General features: G+C 71.5%; 15 protein-coding genes and 1 tRNA gene. 9 read left to right on the forward strand and 7 right to left on the reverse strand.

The window, feature by feature from the left end; translation table 11 throughout:
* Positions 1 to 123: 123 nt before the first annotated feature.
* From ABS735_RS00495 to ABS735_RS00505, 3 genes are all read right to left on the reverse strand, one after another.
* Positions 124 to 197: transfer RNA gene (locus ABS735_RS00495), tRNA-Pro, on the reverse strand.
* A gap of 67 nt (positions 198 to 264) precedes the next feature.
* A complete protein-coding gene (locus tag ABS735_RS00500) occupies positions 265 to 1,014 on the reverse strand; it encodes a Pr6Pr family membrane protein (protein ID WP_373904939.1) in 750 nt (249 codons plus the stop codon).
* A gap of 111 nt (positions 1,015 to 1,125) precedes the next feature.
* A complete protein-coding gene (locus tag ABS735_RS00505; protein ID WP_373904940.1) occupies positions 1,126 to 2,055 on the reverse strand; it encodes a metallophosphoesterase in 930 nt (309 codons plus the stop codon).
* A gap of 119 nt (positions 2,056 to 2,174) precedes the next feature.
* Here ABS735_RS00505 and ABS735_RS00510 point away from each other — a divergent pair, with 119 nt between their 5' ends.
* The gene (locus ABS735_RS00510; protein WP_373904941.1) at positions 2,175 to 2,639 is read left to right on the forward strand and encodes a GatB/YqeY domain-containing protein; all 465 of its coding nucleotides are present in this window, start codon (positions 2,175 to 2,177) and stop codon (positions 2,637 to 2,639) included.
* 252 nt (positions 2,640 to 2,891) lie between these two features.
* Here ABS735_RS00510 and ABS735_RS00515 read toward each other — a convergent pair whose 3' ends face one another.
* The gene (locus ABS735_RS00515) at positions 2,892 to 5,150 is read right to left on the reverse strand and encodes a transglycosylase domain-containing protein (RefSeq protein WP_373904942.1); all 2,259 of its coding nucleotides are present in this window, start codon (positions 5,148 to 5,150) and stop codon (positions 2,892 to 2,894) included.
* Between the two features lie 460 nt (positions 5,151 to 5,610).
* Here ABS735_RS00515 and wblA point away from each other — a divergent pair, with 460 nt between their 5' ends.
* A complete protein-coding gene (gene wblA / locus ABS735_RS00520) occupies positions 5,611 to 5,949 on the forward strand; it encodes a transcriptional regulator WblA (protein WP_176154443.1) in 339 nt (112 codons plus the stop codon).
* A gap of 74 nt (positions 5,950 to 6,023) precedes the next feature.
* Here wblA and bagB read toward each other — a convergent pair whose 3' ends face one another.
* Together bagB and bagA are read right to left on the reverse strand one after the other, a co-directional pair.
* Positions 6,024 to 7,394 carry an ATPase BagB gene (gene bagB / locus ABS735_RS00525; RefSeq protein ID WP_373904943.1) on the reverse strand — a complete coding sequence of 457 codons (1,371 nt, stop codon included), beginning with the start codon at positions 7,392 to 7,394 and terminating at the stop codon, positions 6,024 to 6,026.
* The gene (bagA, locus tag ABS735_RS00530) at positions 7,391 to 8,368 is read right to left on the reverse strand and encodes an ATPase BagA (RefSeq protein WP_373904944.1); all 978 of its coding nucleotides are present in this window, start codon (positions 8,366 to 8,368) and stop codon (positions 7,391 to 7,393) included. The genes bagB and bagA overlap by 4 nt, the downstream gene beginning before the upstream one ends.
* A gap of 153 nt (positions 8,369 to 8,521) precedes the next feature.
* Here bagA and ABS735_RS00535 point away from each other — a divergent pair, with 153 nt between their 5' ends.
* The 5 genes from ABS735_RS00535 to ABS735_RS00555 all read left to right on the forward strand — a co-directional run bounded on the left by ABS735_RS00535 (position 8,522) and on the right by ABS735_RS00555 (position 12,250).
* Positions 8,522 to 8,683, forward strand: coding sequence for a DUF4177 domain-containing protein (locus ABS735_RS00535; protein ID WP_003975360.1), 162 nt, complete (start codon positions 8,522 to 8,524; stop codon positions 8,681 to 8,683).
* On the forward strand, positions 8,680 to 9,147 hold the full coding sequence (locus ABS735_RS00540) for a RidA family protein (protein WP_373904945.1): 468 nt from the start codon (positions 8,680 to 8,682) through the stop codon (positions 9,145 to 9,147). Before ABS735_RS00535 ends, ABS735_RS00540 begins: the two co-directional genes overlap by 4 nt.
* Before the next feature lie 168 nt (positions 9,148 to 9,315).
* The gene (locus ABS735_RS00545) at positions 9,316 to 10,371 is read left to right on the forward strand and encodes an alpha/beta fold hydrolase (RefSeq protein ID WP_373904946.1); all 1,056 of its coding nucleotides are present in this window, start codon (positions 9,316 to 9,318) and stop codon (positions 10,369 to 10,371) included.
* Positions 10,372 to 10,430: 59 nt separating this feature from the next.
* Positions 10,431 to 11,411, forward strand: a complete 981-nt coding sequence (locus ABS735_RS00550) for an NUDIX hydrolase (protein WP_373904947.1) — start codon at positions 10,431 to 10,433, stop codon at positions 11,409 to 11,411.
* On the forward strand, positions 11,408 to 12,250 hold the full coding sequence (locus ABS735_RS00555) for an MBL fold metallo-hydrolase (RefSeq protein ID WP_373904948.1): 843 nt from the start codon (positions 11,408 to 11,410) through the stop codon (positions 12,248 to 12,250). The genes ABS735_RS00550 and ABS735_RS00555 overlap by 4 nt, the downstream gene beginning before the upstream one ends.
* A 51-nt stretch (positions 12,251 to 12,301) precedes the next feature.
* Here the strand turns inward: ABS735_RS00555 and ABS735_RS00560 are convergent, their stop codons facing one another.
* Entirely contained in the window at positions 12,302 to 12,976 is a 675-nt protein-coding gene (locus ABS735_RS00560; protein ID WP_003975365.1) for a Crp/Fnr family transcriptional regulator, read from the reverse strand.
* Between the two features lie 333 nt (positions 12,977 to 13,309).
* Between ABS735_RS00560 and nth the strand changes: the two genes are divergently transcribed.
* Together nth and ABS735_RS00570 are read left to right on the forward strand one after the other, a co-directional pair.
* A complete protein-coding gene (gene nth, locus ABS735_RS00565) occupies positions 13,310 to 14,278 on the forward strand; it encodes an endonuclease III (RefSeq protein ID WP_373904949.1) in 969 nt (322 codons plus the stop codon).
* A gap of 52 nt (positions 14,279 to 14,330) precedes the next feature.
* Complete coding sequence (locus ABS735_RS00570; RefSeq protein WP_373904950.1) at positions 14,331 to 15,077, forward strand: NUDIX hydrolase; 747 nt, start codon at positions 14,331 to 14,333, stop codon at positions 15,075 to 15,077.
* Positions 15,078 to 15,117: the final 40 nt, after the last annotated feature.

Consider the following 15,117-nt stretch of genomic DNA (forward strand, 5'->3'; position numbering starts at 1 on the left):
AAGCCCGATGCTGGGAGCCGGAATCTGAAGTCGGCTCCCGAATGGCTCCCAAGAGCCGCAGGAAACGAGTCAGGGGCCCTGACCCGCTAAGCGGGTCAGGGCCCCTGGCCTGGTACTTCACTGTCGGGGTGGCGGGATTTGAACCCACGACCTCTTCGTCCCGAACGAAGCGCGCTACCAAGCTGCGCCACACCCCGATCGTCGCTGCTCGTCGCGGCGACGTCGTTTACTTTAGCCCACCGGTGGCCGGAGACGAAATCCGGTTTACCGGGGGCGGCGGAACGGGTTCGGGCGGGTGTGGTCCAGGGCCACCAGGAGCACGGCCAGGGCGTACAGGGCGAGGCCCACGAGGAGGGCGTTGCCGAGGACGCCCTTGTAGCCGTGCTGGTCGACGTCGAGGAAGGGGTAGAGGTAGCGGTCCTGGGAGCCGGGGAGGAGCAGCTCGCCGCGGGCGAGGGAGAAGGCCAGGTAGGCCAGGGGGTACAGGAGCCATGCGGGGGCCTGGCGCAGGTGCAGATGGCCGGGGGTGGTGAAGAGGAGCCAGTCCAGGGCCGCGGCCGCCGGCACCACCGTGTGGAGGATCTGGGTCGCGGCGGTTTGCCAGGTCGGGCCGGCGGCGTCCGGCACCGCGAACAGGGACGACTCGCCTGCCGGGAGCAGGTGGTGGACCAGGCCCGCGGCGGCGACGTAGAACAGGGCCGCTCCCGTGAGGGCGCCCGGCAGGGGGTGGTGGGCGGACCAGGCGCACTTGGCGGAGGCGAGCATGACCAGCGCCAGCAGGATGCCGCTCTGGATCGTGAAGTGGCTCAGGGCCGCCGTGGGCGGGCCGCCGGCGAGCAGCTCGATCGTCACGCCGGTCAGGGCCAGCAGAGCGATCAGGCCGCGGAAGACGGCGACCACGCGACGGCGGGTCGGGATCAGCACGGCACGGGCCGGTACGACGGTGGGTTGCAGGACGACGTGGCCCGGGATCGGGGGGAGGTCCGGGATGTCCCTGGGTATCGGGGCTGTCATGGCCCCAAGCTAGACAGACCGGGCATAGCGGGCTATGCGGGTGGGCCGTGTGGGTTACGCGCTATGTCAGGCGGCCCCGGCTCCCTGGTTTCCTCCCCTCCCCGCGACCCGTCAGCTCTCCCGGCCCACCAGCGTCAGCAGCGTCGCCTCCGGCGGGCAGGCGAAGCGGAACGGGGTGTAGCGGTTCGCGCCGCAGCCGGCCGAGACATGGAGGTAGGACGTGTGACCCAGGGACGTGTGCATGGACAGGCCCTTCACGCGGTCCGTGTCCAGGTCGCAGTTGGTGACCAGGGCGCCGTAGAAGGGGATGCACAGCTGCCCGCCGTGGGTGTGGCCGGCCACGATCAGGGGGTAGCCGTCCGCCGCGTAGGCGTCCAGGACGCGCAGGTACGGCGCGTGGACCACGCCCATCGAGAAGTCGGCCGTGTCGGAGGGGCCGCCGGCCACCTCCGTGTACCGGTCACGCTTGATGTGCGGGTCGTCCAGTCCCGTCAGCTCGACCGACACGCCCTCGATCTTGAGCATGCCGCGGGTGTTCGTGAGGTTCTGCCAGCCCGCGGCGTCGAAACCGTCGCGCAGGTCCTCCCACGGGTTGTGGACGGCGCCCACGACGGGCGGGTTGCCGTTGAGGCCGTGGCGGCCCTGGACCTTCTCGAGCAGGTACCGGGCGGGGTTGCGGGGCCTGGGGCCGTAGTAGTCGTTGGAGCCGAAGACGTAGGCGCCCGGGAACTCCATCAGGGGGCCCAGGGCGTCCAGGACCTCGGGGACGCCCTCCGGGTCGGACAGGTTGTCGCCGGTGTTGAGCACGAAGTCGGGGCGCAGCCCGGCCAGCGAACGCAGCCACCGCTGTTTCTTGCGCTGACCGCCGACCATGTGGATGTCGGAGACCTGGAGCACGCGCAGGGGACGCATTCCGGACGGGAGGACAGGGACCGTCACTCGTCGGAGGCGGAAGGAGCGGGGCTCGATCCCCGTCGCGTAGATCAGACCGGCGGCGCCAACCGCCGTGATTCCCAGGGGTACTCCGTATCGCGCGCGCATACGTCCATCGTGTCAGAAGCGGTGGAGAAGCGGTGGTGGGAGGTCCGCCGCGGCCGCGTTCACCGGGGGCGCGCAAATCAGCGGGCGCCGGTCCTCGCTTACCTGCGACAATCAGGTCCATGACCACGCTCAAGTCGAAGCTGCACGACGACCTCAACTCGGCGATCAAGGAGCGCGACGAGCTCCGCTCCTCGACGCTCCGGCTGACGCTCGCCGCGATCACCAAGGAGGAGGTCGCGGGGAAGGAGAAGCGGGAGCTCTCCGACGACGAGGTGCAGAAGGTGATCACCCGTGAGGCGAAGAAGCGCCGTGAGGCCGCCGAGGCCTTCGCCCAGGGCGGCCGCGCCGAGCAGGCCGAGCGGGAGAAGGCGGAGGGCGAGGTGCTTGCCGCCTACCTGCCGAAGCAGCTGTCCGACGACGAGCTGAACGCGATCGTCGCGCAGGCCGTGGAGGAGGCGAAGGCGGCCGGCGCCGAGGGGCCGCGGGCCATGGGCGCCGTGATGAAGATCGTGAACCCGAAGGTGGCCGGGCAGGCCGAGGGCGGCCGGGTCGCCGCCGCGGTCAGGAAGCTCCTGGCCGGCTGAGTCGCCGCGGTGCCCCTGCGACGCCGGTAGTACCAGTGACCGCCGTAACGCCGGTGGCGCCAGGGACCGCCGTAACGCCGGTGGCGCCAGGGACGCCGTAACGCCGGTGGCGCCAGGGACTGCCGTGTCGCCGGTGGTGCCCGGGACGGGGGCCGTGACGCCGGTGGCGCCAGGGACGCCGTAACGCCGGTAATACCAGTGAGGGCCCTTTCCGCGACCGCGGAGAGGGCCCTCACCCCGTGAACGGGACGGTCAGCGTCGTCCACCCGGACCGTTGCCCGCGCCCTGGATCAGGTTGCCGCCGGGGAAGCCGCCCGGTCCGCCGTTGCCGGTGCCGCCGTCGGTCAGGCCGGCGATGAAGCCCTCGTCGTCGCCGTTGTTCCCGTCGTCGGGCTTGTCCTTGTCGCGGCCCTTGTCCTTGTCCTTTTCCTTGTTCTTGTCCTCGTCCGGGATGTCGACGAGGTTGAACGAGGGGGAGTCCTTGCCCGACAGGGCGCCGGTCATGGCGTCCTTCCAGATGGGGCCCGGGACCGCGCCACCGAAGACCAGGTCGTGGTACTGCCCGCCGATCGTGATGTTCTTCATCTCGACCTTCTGGCTGGCGCTGCCGACCCAGACGGCGCCCGACATGTTCGGCGTGTAGCCGACGAACCAGGCGTTCTTGCGCTCGTCGGTCGTACCCGTCTTGCCGGCGTTGTCGCGGTCGCTCAGGCCGGCCGCCTTACCGGTACCGGAGTCGACCACGCCCTGCAGCAGGGTGTTCACGCTGTCCGCGGTCTTCTCCGACATCGCGCGCGAGCAGGTCGACTTCGGCACCTCGAGCGACTTCTGCTTGTTGCCGACCTTCTGGGTGATCGACTCGATCGCGACCGGCGTGCAGTGCATGCCGCGCGAGGCGAAGGTCGCGTACGCGCTCGCCATCGTCAGCGGGGACATACCGACCGAGCCGAGGGCGAGGGCGGAGGGGTTCTGCGGCAGCTTGTCGCCGTTGCCCTGGTGGACGTCGAGCTTGTCCGCCATGGAGGAGACCGGGCACAGTCCGATGTCGGCGAGCATCTGCACGAAGTAGGTGTTGACCGACTTGGCCATCGCCTCCTTCAGCCGGTACGGGCCGACCTCCGACTCGTTCTCGTTCTCGACGCGGTAGCTCTTGTCGTTGATCCAGGGCTTGTCACAGGTCTGGATGGGGCTCGGGTAGTCCATGTCGTACGGCGACGCGTACTCCTTCGTCGCCGGTACGTTCTCCTCCAGGGCCGCGGCCGCCAGGAACGGCTTGAACGTCGAACCCGTCGGGAAGCCGTAGTTGGATCCGCCCACGGCGTGGTCGACCGAGTAGTTGATCTCGGTCTCGTTCTTGCCGTAGCCGTACGGCTTCGACTGGCCCATCGCGACGATCCGGCCGGTGCCGGGTTCGACCAGCGTGCTCGCCGCGGCGACCGAGTCCGACTTGTTGACGTGGTCCTCGAGCGACTGGTGCACCGACTCCTGGGCCTGCGGGTCGAGCGTCGTGCGGATGGTCAGGCCGCCCTGGTTCCAGACCTTGGCCCGGTCCTTGCGGGTCTTGCCGAAGACCGGTTCGCTCAGGAAGACCTCGTGCACGTAGTCGCAGAAGAAGCTCGCGTCGTTCACGGCCGTGATGCAGCCGTTCTTGGGCTTGCTGACCTTCAGCCCGAGCGGTGCCTTCTTCGCCTTCTCGGCCTGGGCCGGGGAGATGTCACCGACCTGGGCCATGCGGTTCAGGACGATGTTGCGCCGCTTGGTGGCCTCCGCCTCGTCGTTGACCGGGTCGTAGCGGCTGGGCGACTGGACGATGCCGGCCAGGAGGGCGGCCTCCTGGACGTTGAGGTCCTTGGCGTGCTTGGAGAAGTAGCGCTGGGAGGCGGCCTCGACGCCGTAGGCCTGCTGGCCGAAGAACGTGATGTTCAGGTAGTTCTCGAGGATCTTCTTCTTGCCCAGCTCCTCCTCGACCTGGATCGCGAGCTTCAGCTCCTGGATCTTGCGGCCGATGGTCTGCTGGGTGGCCTGGGCGACCTTCGTCGCGTCGTCGCCCGCCTCCTCCACGAAGACGTTCTTGACGTACTGCTGCGTGAGCGTGGAGGCGCCCTCGGAGACCTCGCCGCTGCGCGCGTTCTTGTTGAGGGCGCGCAGGACGCCCTTGAGGTCGATCGCGCCGTGCTCGTAGAAGCGCGAGTCCTCGATGGCGACGATCGCCTTCTGCATGTACGGCGAGATGTCCTTGAGGTCGACCACCGTCCGGTCGCGCGAGTAGACCGTGGCGATGGTGCCGCCCTCGGCGTCGAGGATGGTGGTGCGCTGGCTCAGCGGGGGAGTCTTCAGGTTGGTCGGGAGGGCGTCGAAGCCCTCCACCGACCCCTTGGCGGCCAGCCCCAGCGCGCCCACGGCGGGCAACGCGATGCCGGCCAGCACTGCTCCCGCGAGCACACTGACACCGAGGAACTTGGCGGCCTGCTGCGTTGGCGACAGACCACCGCCCGAGCGCTTCTTTGGCATGGAGGCAGCCTACGTTCTCATTCGCCGGACACGCGTATATGCCTTGGCCTAAGCTGCACTCAACTGTCACAGCAGTGAGGCCACGTATCAATACGTCCGGCGACCCCGAATCGTTCCGGATCCGCTCGATTTTCTTCCGAGGGGCCCCGCTGGGGGGCGCGTTGGTGTGTACCGGCGCGTGCCACGGCGTGTGGGGTGCGTGTCCGAATCCGCCTTGTGTGTAAATCGGTGTCCGTTGTGGCGCAGTAGAGATGACCCGAATGTCGGGATAGTCGCGCATGTCGCCAGCTCACTCCCCCGGGTGATCTGCCGCTTACCCATAGTCCGTTCGGGCCATTCAAGATTGGGCCCGAAGGGGGTGTTGCGCTGTGCCCACCTTCCGTAACGTCCTCAACTGGCGGCGGTGAATATGCCGCTGCCGCCGTGGGGGAGCCTCGATTCGGGAGAGGACGGCGCCGGTATGGGCTGGGTAACCGACTGGAGTGCGCAGGCCGCCTGCCGCACTACCGATCCGGACGAACTGTTCGTTCAGGGAGCAGCGCAGAACAGGGCCAAGGCGGTGTGCACCGGATGTCCGGTGCGGACCGAGTGCCTGGCCGACGCGCTCGACAACCGCGTCGAGTTCGGCGTGTGGGGAGGCATGACGGAACGGGAACGCCGCGCACTGCTGCGCAGGCGGCCCACCGTGACCTCCTGGCGCCGACTGCTGGAGACGGCGCGGACGGAGTACGAACGGGGGGCCGGCATCGTGCCCCTCGAGGACGACGAGGTGTACGAGAACTACGCGGCCGTGGGCTGAGCCCCGCAAGGGCTCCCGAGGGCAAGGGCTCCCCGAGGGCGGGACCAGGCCCCGTGAGGCCGGGTCAGGCCCTGTCAGGCGTCCGGCTCGGGCAGCTCGGGCCGGCCGGTCGCCAGGCGTTCCCCGATGTCCCGCAGCCCCGCGAGGTCGTGCACGTCGCCGGGCAGCGCGGCCACCTCGGTGACCGCCACCTCGGGATGGCGTGCGGTGAAGCGGTCACGCGTGCGCTGCTCCCGGGCGAGCAGGTGCATGCGTTCCGCGTGCAGCCGCAGCAGTCCGGCGGCGAGCGCGTCGACGGACCGCTCCGCTGTGTCGGGAGCCGCCGGTTCGGGAGCCTCGGGAGAGGTGTCGGGGGCCGAGTCGCCGGGGGCGGAGTCAGCCGGTCCTGAACTGCCGTGTGTATCGGGAGAGTTGCCGGGGTCGGTACGAACTCCAGCTTTCCCGTCGTCCTGATCCACAATGCGGGGATCCTCAAGATTTTCCGCGGCGGCGAGGGCCCGCTCGGCCGACAACCGGTCGGCGCCACTGCCGTGGACCCGGTTGAGCACCAGACCGGCGAGCGGCATGTCCTCGGCCGCCAGCCGCTGCACGAAGTACGCGGCCTCGCGCAGGGCGTCCCGCTCCGGGGCCGCGACCACCAGAAACGCGGTCCCGGGCGCCTGGAGCAGCTTGTACGTCGCGTCCGCGCGGGTACGGAACCCGCCGAACATCGAGTCCATCGCGGCCACGAAGGTCTGCACGTCCTTGAGGAACTGCCCGCCCAGCACCTTCCCCAGGACGCCGGTCATCATCGACATGCCGACGTTCAGGAACTTCATGCCCGCCCGGCCGCCGACCTTCGCCGGGGCCAGCAGGACGCGGATCAGCTTGCCGTCCAGGAAGGAACCGAGGCGCTTGGGCGCGTCGAGGAAGTCCAGCGCCGAGCGGGACGGCGGCGTGTCGACGACGATGAGGTCCCACTCGTCCTTCGCCCGCAGCTGCCCCAGCTTCTCCATCGCCATGTACTCCTGCGTGCCCGCGAAGCCCGCCGAGAGCGACTGGTAGAAGGGGTTGCCCAGGATCGCCGCGGCCCGTTCGGGGTCCGCGTGGGACTCGACGATCTCGTCGAAGGTCCGCTTCATGTCGAGCATCATGGCGTGCAGCTCACCGCCCGCCGCGTCGTCCACGCCCTTCACCCGGCGCGGGGTGTTGTCGAGCGAGTCGATGCCCATGGACTGCGCGAGCCGCCGGGCCGGGTCGATGGTGAGGACGACCACCTTGCGGCCGCGCTCGGCCGCGCGCAGGCCCAGGGCCGCCGCCGTGGTCGTCTTGCCGACCCCGCCCGAACCGCAGCACACTACGATGCGGGTCCCCGGGTCCTCCAGCAGGAGGTCGACGTCGAGCACGCGCGCGGGGGTCAGGCGGCGCGTGCCCTCCTGGTGGCGGGCCGGGTCGTCCGGACTCATGCGATCCCCTGCTTCCGCAGCTCGGTGGCCAGTTCGTACAGACCCGCCAGGTCCATGCCCTCGGCGAGCAGCGGCAGTTCGTGCGTCGGCAGGCCCACCTCGCCGAGGACCGCCCGCTGCTCCTGCTCCAGCGTGTACCGCTCGGCGTACTCCCCGGCCTGCGCGAGGAGCGGGTCCACCAGCCGCTCGGCGTGCCCGCCCCGCCGCGCCCCGCCGAGCCCGGCACCGGCCAGCGACCGGGCCAGCGCCGTACGCGGTGTCTCCCGTACGAGTTCCAGGTCGGTGGCGTCCAGGACCTGGGGCCGGACCATGTTGACGACGACCCGGCCCACCGGGAGCCGCGCCGTCCGCAGCTCGGCGATGCCGTCCACGGTCTCCTGGACCGGCATCTCCTCCAGCAGCGTCACCAGGTGCACGGCGGTCTCCCGCGACTTCAGCACCCGCATCACGGCCTGCGCCTGATTGTGTATGGGGCCGACCTTCGCGAGGCCGGCCACCTCGTCGTTGACGTTGAGGAAGCGCGTGATGCGGCCGGTCGGCGGGGCGTCCATGACGACGTAGTCGTACACGAACCGCCCCTGCTTGTCCTTGCGCCGGACCGCCTCGCACGCCTTGCCGGTCAGCAGGACGTCCCTGACCCCCGGCGCGATGGTCGTAGCGAAGTCGATCGCGCCGAGCTTCTTGAGTGCCCGTCCGGCGCTGCCCAGCTTGTAGAACATCTGGAGGTAGTCCAGAAGGGCCAGTTCGGCGTCGATGGCGAGGGCGTACACCTCCCCGCCCCCGGGAGCGACGGCGATCTTCCGCTCCTCATAAGGCAGCGTCTCCGTTTCGAAGAGCTGCGCGATGCCCTGGCGGCCCTCGACCTCGACGAGAAGCGCGCGCTTCCCCTCGGTGGCCAGGGCCAGCGCTAGGGCCGCGGCCACCGTGGTCTTGCCGGTACCGCCCTTGCCGCTGACGACCTGGAGCCTGCTCACGTATTCGAGCGTAACCAGTCCGCGCACCGAGTACGCCGGAGGCTGTGGACAACGTCGCCGCGGCCGGCCCGCGGAGAGGCCCGGACAGCGGCTGCGGACGGCCCCCGGACAGCGGCTGCGGAGGTACCCCGGCCAGCGGCTAGAGTCGGCCGCATGACCAAGTGGGAATACGCAACCGTGCCGCTGCTCGTCCATGCCACGAAGCAGATTCTGGACACCTGGGGCGAGGACGGCTGGGAGCTCGTCCAGGTCGTCCCCGGGCCGAACAACCCCGAGCAGCTCGTCGCCTACCTGAAGCGGGAGAAGCAGGCATGAGCGCCGTCGAGGCGAAGCTCGCCGAGCTCGGTCTGACGCTGCCCGAGGTCGTCCCGCCGCTGGCCGCGTACCAGCCGGCCGTGCAGTCCGGCCCGTACGTCTACACCTCCGGCCAGCTGCCGATGCTGGACGGCAAGCTTCCGGTCACCGGCAAGGTGGGCGCCGAGGTCACGGCCGACGAGGCCAAGGAGCTGGCCCGCACCTGCGCGCTGAACGCCCTGGCCGCCGTGAAGTCCGTCGCCGGTGACCTGGACCGCGTCGCGCGGGTCGTCAAGGTCGTCGGCTTCGTCGCGTCCGCGACCGACTTCACCGGCCAGCCCGGCGTGGTCAACGGCGCCAGCGAACTCCTCGGCGAGGTCCTCGGCGACAAGGGCGTGCACGCCCGCAGCGCGGTCGGCGTCGCGGTCCTCCCGCTGGACGCGCCGGTGGAGGTCGAGATCCAGGTGGAGCTCGTCCAGCCGTAGCGGGGCCGGGCGCGTTGCCGGGCCGGCAACAAACCTCGCCCCTGGTGGCCCCGGCCCCGCAGGATCGGTGCCGGTGCCCCGTACGGCGCGGGAGCCGGCCCGGCCCCGGCCGGCCGGCGGCCCCGGTCCGCTGCGGGGCCGTACCGACCGCAAGCGCCAGGAGGAGCCATGCCGCAGCCGCCCGTGACCGACCAGCAGGCCGACCGGCCCGACCGCGAGGCCGTGCACACGCCGGCCGACCGGCCCGTGCACCGGCTGGTGCCCTCACCCGCCGGCCGCATCCACCTGGTGGAGCAGGGCAGCGGGCCGCTGGTCCTGCTCGTGCACGGTTTCCCCGAGTCCTGGTACTCCTGGCGCCACCAGCTGCCCGCGCTGGCCGCCGCCGGGTTCCGCGCCGCCGCCGTCGACGTACGCGGCTACGGGCGCTCCTCGCGGCCGGACGCCGTCGAGGCGTACCGGATGCTCGACCTGGTGGCGGACAACGTCGCCGTGGTGGAGGCCCTGGGGGAAAGCTCCGCCGTGGTCGTCGGCCACGACTGGGGCGCGAACATCGCCGCCCACTCCGCGCTGCTGCGGCCGGACGTGTTCCGCGCGGTGGGCCTGCTCAGCGTGCCGTACACGCCGCCGGGCGGCCCGAGGCCCAGCGAGGTCTTCGCCGGCATGAGCGATCCGGCCGGGCCCTTCGCGGGGCAGGAGTTCTACGTCTCCTACTTCCAGGAGCCCGGCCGCGCCGAGGCGGAGATCGAGCCGGACGTACGCGGCTGGCTCGCCGGCCTCTACGCCGCCCTGTCCGCCGACACCATGCCCGGCCCCGAGGAGCCCGACCCGCACTTCGTCGCCCCCGGCGGCAGGATGCGCGACCGGTTCCCGGCCGCCGGGCGGCTGCCCTCCTGGCTGACCGAGGAGGAGCTGGACGTCTACGCCGGGGAGTTCGAGCGCACCGGCCTGACCGGCGCCCTCAACCGCTACCGCAACATGGACCGCGACTGGGCCGACCTGGCCGCCCACGCGGGGGCCCCGATCACCCAGCCGTCCCTGTTCCTCGGCGGCGGCCTGGACGCCTCCACGACCTGGCTGTCCGGCGCGATCGAGGCGTATCCGGTCACCCTGCCCGGGCTGAGCGCCTCGCACGTCCTCGACGGCTGCGGCCACTGGCTCCAGCAGGAGCGCCCCGAGGAGACGAACCGGCTGCTCACCGAGTGGCTGACCGGCCTGCCCGCCTGACGCCCATCGGGTCCCGGGGGCCACTCGAACATCCGCCCGTCACCGGATAGCCTCCGGCCATGGCGAATGGTCAGTGGTACCCACCGGAGTGGCCGGACCGCATCCGCGCGCTGGCGGCCGGCACTCTCACCCCGGTCATCCCGAAGCGCGCGGCCACCGTCATGCTCCTCAGGGACACCGGCACCACCGGGTCCGGTCCCGTCGTCCACATGCTGCGCCGCCGCACCTCCATGGCGTTCGCCGGCGGCGCGTACGCCTATCCGGGCGGCGGGGTCGACCCGCGCGACGACGACCGCGACATCGGCTGGGCGGGCCCCACGCGCGCGTGGTGGGCGGACCGGCTGGGCGTCGACGAGGCGGGCGCACAGGCGATCGTCTGCGCGGCCGTACGGGAGACGTACGAGGAGGCCGGCGTCCTGCTCGCAGGACCGACCGGCGACTCGGTGGTCCGCGACACGACGGGCGCCGACTGGGAGGCCGACCGGGCCGCGCTGGTCGACCGCGAGCTGTCCTTCGCGGAGTTCCTGGACCGCAGGGGCCTCGTCCTGCGCTCCGACCTGCTGGGCGCCTGGGCGCGCTGGATCACCCCGGAGTTCGAGTCCCGGCGCTACGACACGTGGTTCTTCGTGGCCGCGCTCCCGGAGGGGCAGCGCACCCGCAACGCCTCCACGGAGGCCGACCGCACGGTGTGGATCACGCCGGCGGACGCGACCGCCGGGTACGACAAGGGCGAGCTGCTGATGATGCCGCCCACCGTCGCCACCCTGCGCGGCCTCGCGGCGTGCGGTACGGCGGCCGAGGCGCTGGCATCGGCTCCCGGCCGCGACATGACGCCCGTGCTGGCCCGCGCCCGGCTCTCCGGCGACGAGGTCGTCCTCTCCTGGCCGGGGCACGACGAGTTCACGAAGCACGTCCCGGCCACGAATACGCCTACGGATACGGCTACGGACACGGCCACGGATACGGCTACGACTACGCATACGGATTCGGTCACGGCGCCGGCGACACCTTCCGACCCGACCGGGGGAGCCCCCGCATGACGGACGCAGCAGCACTGCCCGGACAGCCGCGGGGCGGTGTCCTGTCGGGCCCGGCCACCGCGCGCGCGGTGAACGTCCTCGCGCCCAACGCCTCCGCGATGACCTTGGACGGCACGAACACCTGGATCCTCGCCGAACCCGACTCCGACCTGGCCGTCGTCGTCGATCCGGGGCCGCTGGACGACACCCACCTGCGGCGCGTCGTCGACACGGCCGAGCGGGCCGGCAAGCGGGTCGCGCTGACGCTCCTGACGCACGGTCACCCGGACCACGCGGAGGGCGCCGCGCGCTTCGCCGAGCTGACGCGCACGAACGTACGGGCACTGGACCCGGCGCTGCGGCTGGGCGACGAGGGGCTGGCCGCCGGGGACGTGATCGGGGTGGGCGGCCTGGAGCTGAGGGTCGTACCGACCCCGGGGCACACGGCCGACTCGCTGTGCTTCCATCTTCCGGCCGACCGGGCGGTCCTGACGGGCGACACCGTCCTGGGCCGCGGTACGACGGTGGTGGCCCATCCCGACGGCCGTCTCGGCGACTACCTGGACTCGCTGCGCAGGCTCAGGTCGCTCACGGCCGACGACGGGGTGCACACGGTGCTTCCGGGGCACGGGCCCGTCCTGGAGGACGCCCAGGGCGTCGTGGAGTACTACCTGGCCCATCGCGCCCACCGCCTCGCCCAGGTCGAGACGGCGGTGGAGGACGGCCACCGCACGCCGGGCGAGGTCGTCGCCCACGTGTACGCGGACGTCGACCGCTCCCTGTGGCCGGCGGCGGAGCTGTCGGTGCGGGCGCAGCTGGAGTACCTGGGCGAGCACGGGCTCATCCAGCTGCCCGACTGACGGTCCGGTGATCCCGGTGGTCCGGCGGACCGGAGATCTGCCGAGGGTCCGTCAGCGGGAGCGCTTGGCCAGCCGCTCCACGTCCAGCAGGATCACCGCGCGGGCCTCCAGGCGGAGCCAGCCGCGCTGGGCGAAGTCCGCCAGCGCCTTGTTGACCGTCTCGCGGGACGCGCCGACCAGCTGGGCCAGCTCCTCCTGCGTGAGGTCGTGCACCACGTGGATGCCCTCCTCGGACTGCACGCCGAAGCGCCGGGAGAGGTCCAGCAGGGCGCGGGCGACGCGGCCGGGGACGTCCGAGAAGACCAGGTCGGACATGGCGTCGTTGGTCTTGCGCAGGCGGCGTGCGACGGCGCGCAGCAGTGCGGTGGCCACCTCGGGGCGGACGTTCAGCCAGGGCTGGAGGTCGCCGTGGCCGAGGGCGAGCAGCTTGACCTCGGTCAGCGCGGTGCCGGTCGCCGTGCGCGGGCCCGGGTCGAAGAGCGACAGCTCGCCGATCAGCTCGCTGGGGCCGACGACGGCCAGCATGTTCTCGCGCCCGTCGGGGGACGTGCGGTGGAGCTTGACCTTGCCTTCCGTGACCACGTACAGGCGGTCTCCGGGGTCCCCCTCGTGGAACAGGGTGTCGCCGCGGGCGAGGGTCACCTCACTCATGGAGGCGCGGAGCTCCGCGGATTGCTCGTCGTCGAGCGCCGCGAAGAGCGGGTTGCGCCGCAGAACGTCGTCCACGAGTTCTCTCCTTGTCGACCGGCTCAGAGGATCTTGTTCCCCCGGTGTACCAGGGGTCCGTGGTGCCCATTTTGCCGGACAGTCCAAACAGTGTGATCTGTCACAAGGATGCCGCACCGATGTCCCGGGGTACGCGGCAGGGGTCCAATTGGACGCCGATCTTCGAGGTCCGGGGCGGATGTCGGTGTCGGGCCGTAGGCTGGCCGGGTGTCCAAATCGCCGGTGAGAGCACAGGCCTAGGGGGCTGCGCGGGTGAGTGTACGTCGCGATTCCGCTGTGGGCGAACAGGGCCCCGATGGCGGTAGGAAAACGGCGAAAGCGACAAGGAAGGCAGTGCCTGCCAAGAGGGTGACTGCGGAGAAGGGTGCCGTGAAGAAGTCCGCCGCGAGCAAGAAGTCCGCCGCCAGGAAGGCCGCGCCCCTGAAGCGGCAGGCGCCCGCCAAGAAGCCCGCCGTCGCTCCGAAGAAGGCCGCCGCCGCCGTCAAGGGCGTCGCCCCGGCGAAGACCGTCGCCCCGGCGTCGCCGAGCGGCGAGTCGCGCACCGCGCTGGTCCGCCGCGCCCGCCGTATCAACCGCGAGCTCGCCGAGGTCTATCCGTACGCCCACCCGGAGCTGGACTTCGAGAACCCGTTCCAGCTGGTCGTGGCCACGGTGCTGTCCGCCCAGACCACCGACCTGCGGGTCAACCAGACGACGCCCGCCCTCTTCGCCAAGTACCCCACCCCCGAGGACCTGGCCGCCGCCGTCCCCGAGGAGGTCGAGGAGATCCTGCGCCCGACCGGCTTCTTCCGGGCCAAGACCAAGTCGGTCATAGGGCTGTCCAAGGCGCTCACGGAGGACTTCGGCGGCGAGGTACCCGGGCGCCTCGAAGACCTGGTCAAGCTGCCCGGCGTGGGCCGCAAGACCGCTTTCGTCGTGCTCGGCAACGCCTTCGGCCGCCCCGGCATCACCGTGGACACGCACTTCCAGCGCCTGGTGCGCCGCTGGCGGTGGACCGAGGAGACCGACCCGGACAAGATCGAGGCCGCCGTCGGCGCGCTCTTCCCGAAGAGCGACTGGACCGACCTCTCCCACCACGTGATCTGGCACGGCCGCCGCATCTGCCACGCCCGTAAGCCCGCCTGCGGCGCCTGCCCCATCGCCCCGCTGTGCCCGGCGTACGGCGAGGGCGAGACGGACCCGGAGAAGGCGAAGAAGCTGCTCAAGTACGAGAAGGGCGGCTTCCCGGGGCAGCGGCTGAAGCCCCCGCAGGCGTACCTGGACGCGGGCGGGAAGCCGGCGCCGCCGCTGGGGGCCGGGTGACGGAACGATCTCGGGGGCGTCGGGCGTTGGAGTCTGCAGGACGGGGGTGGAGATGACACGGGCGAGCGACACGCAGGGCCCCACGCGGGACCACGCTCGGGACGCGATGCTCAGCAAGGAGGGTCTGCCCGGCTGGCTGGACCCGGTGGTGCGGGCGGTCGAGACGGTCCGGCCCACCCAGCTGAGCCGCTTCCTGCCGCCGGCGGACGGCGCCGGCCGCCAGTCCGCCGTCCTGATCCTCTTCGGCGACGGCACGCGCGAAGACGGACCGGGCGGGGCGGAGGCCGGACGCGGCCCCGAGCTGCTGCTCATGGAGCGGGCCGGCTCCCTGCGTTCGCACCCGGGCCAGCCCGCCTTCCCGGGCGGCGCCCTCGACCCCGAGGACGGTGATCCGCGCGGTGACGGGCCGCTGCGGGCCGCCCTGCGCGAGGCCGAGGAGGAGACCGGGCTCGACCCGGCCGGCGTCCAGCTCTTCGGGGTCCTGCCCAAGCTCTACATCCCGGTGAGCGGCTTCGTCGTCACGCCGGTGCTGGCCTGGTGGCGCGAGCCCACCCCGGTCGGTGTCGTCGATCCGGCCGAGACCGCGCGCGTCTTCAAGGTCCCCGTGGCGGATCTCACGGACCCCGCCAACAGGGTGACCACCGTTCATCCCAGCGGTCACCGAGGCCCGGCATTCCTGGTCGAATCGGCGCTCGTGTGGGGCTTCACCGCCGGCATCATCGACCGGTTGCTGCACTTCGCGGGCTGGGAGCGGCCCTGGGACCGGGAGAAGCAGGTCCCGCTGGACTGGCGCGCATGACAGGGTGGCCTGCGTACCGCAGACGACAAGGCGAGGCCTG

The sequence above is a fragment of the Streptomyces sp. MMCC 100 genome (genome assembly GCF_041538145.2).
Lineage (GTDB): Bacteria > Actinomycetota > Actinomycetes > Streptomycetales > Streptomycetaceae > Streptomyces.

Coding starts and splice junctions, on each gene's coding strand:
- ABS735_RS00500 (WP_373904939.1), bottom strand. CDS start 1,014: ATGACAGCCCCGATACCCAGGGACATCCCGGACCTCCCCCCGATCCCG.
- ABS735_RS00505 (WP_373904940.1), bottom strand. CDS start 2,055: ATGCGCGCGCGATACGGAGTACCCCTGGGAATCACGGCGGTTGGCGCC.
- ABS735_RS00510 (WP_373904941.1), top strand. CDS start 2,175: ATGACCACGCTCAAGTCGAAGCTGCACGACGACCTCAACTCGGCGATC.
- ABS735_RS00515 (WP_373904942.1), bottom strand. CDS start 5,150: ATGCCAAAGAAGCGCTCGGGCGGTGGTCTGTCGCCAACGCAGCAGGCC.
- wblA (WP_176154443.1), top strand. CDS start 5,611: ATGGGCTGGGTAACCGACTGGAGTGCGCAGGCCGCCTGCCGCACTACC.
- bagB (WP_373904943.1), bottom strand. CDS start 7,394: ATGAGTCCGGACGACCCGGCCCGCCACCAGGAGGGCACGCGCCGCCTG.
- ABS735_RS00535 (WP_003975360.1), top strand. CDS start 8,522: ATGACCAAGTGGGAATACGCAACCGTGCCGCTGCTCGTCCATGCCACG.
- ABS735_RS00540 (WP_373904945.1), top strand. CDS start 8,680: ATGAGCGCCGTCGAGGCGAAGCTCGCCGAGCTCGGTCTGACGCTGCCC.
- ABS735_RS00545 (WP_373904946.1), top strand. CDS start 9,316: ATGCCGCAGCCGCCCGTGACCGACCAGCAGGCCGACCGGCCCGACCGC.
- ABS735_RS00550 (WP_373904947.1), top strand. CDS start 10,431: ATGGCGAATGGTCAGTGGTACCCACCGGAGTGGCCGGACCGCATCCGC.
- ABS735_RS00555 (WP_373904948.1), top strand. CDS start 11,408: ATGACGGACGCAGCAGCACTGCCCGGACAGCCGCGGGGCGGTGTCCTG.
- ABS735_RS00570 (WP_373904950.1), top strand. CDS start 14,331: ATGACACGGGCGAGCGACACGCAGGGCCCCACGCGGGACCACGCTCGG.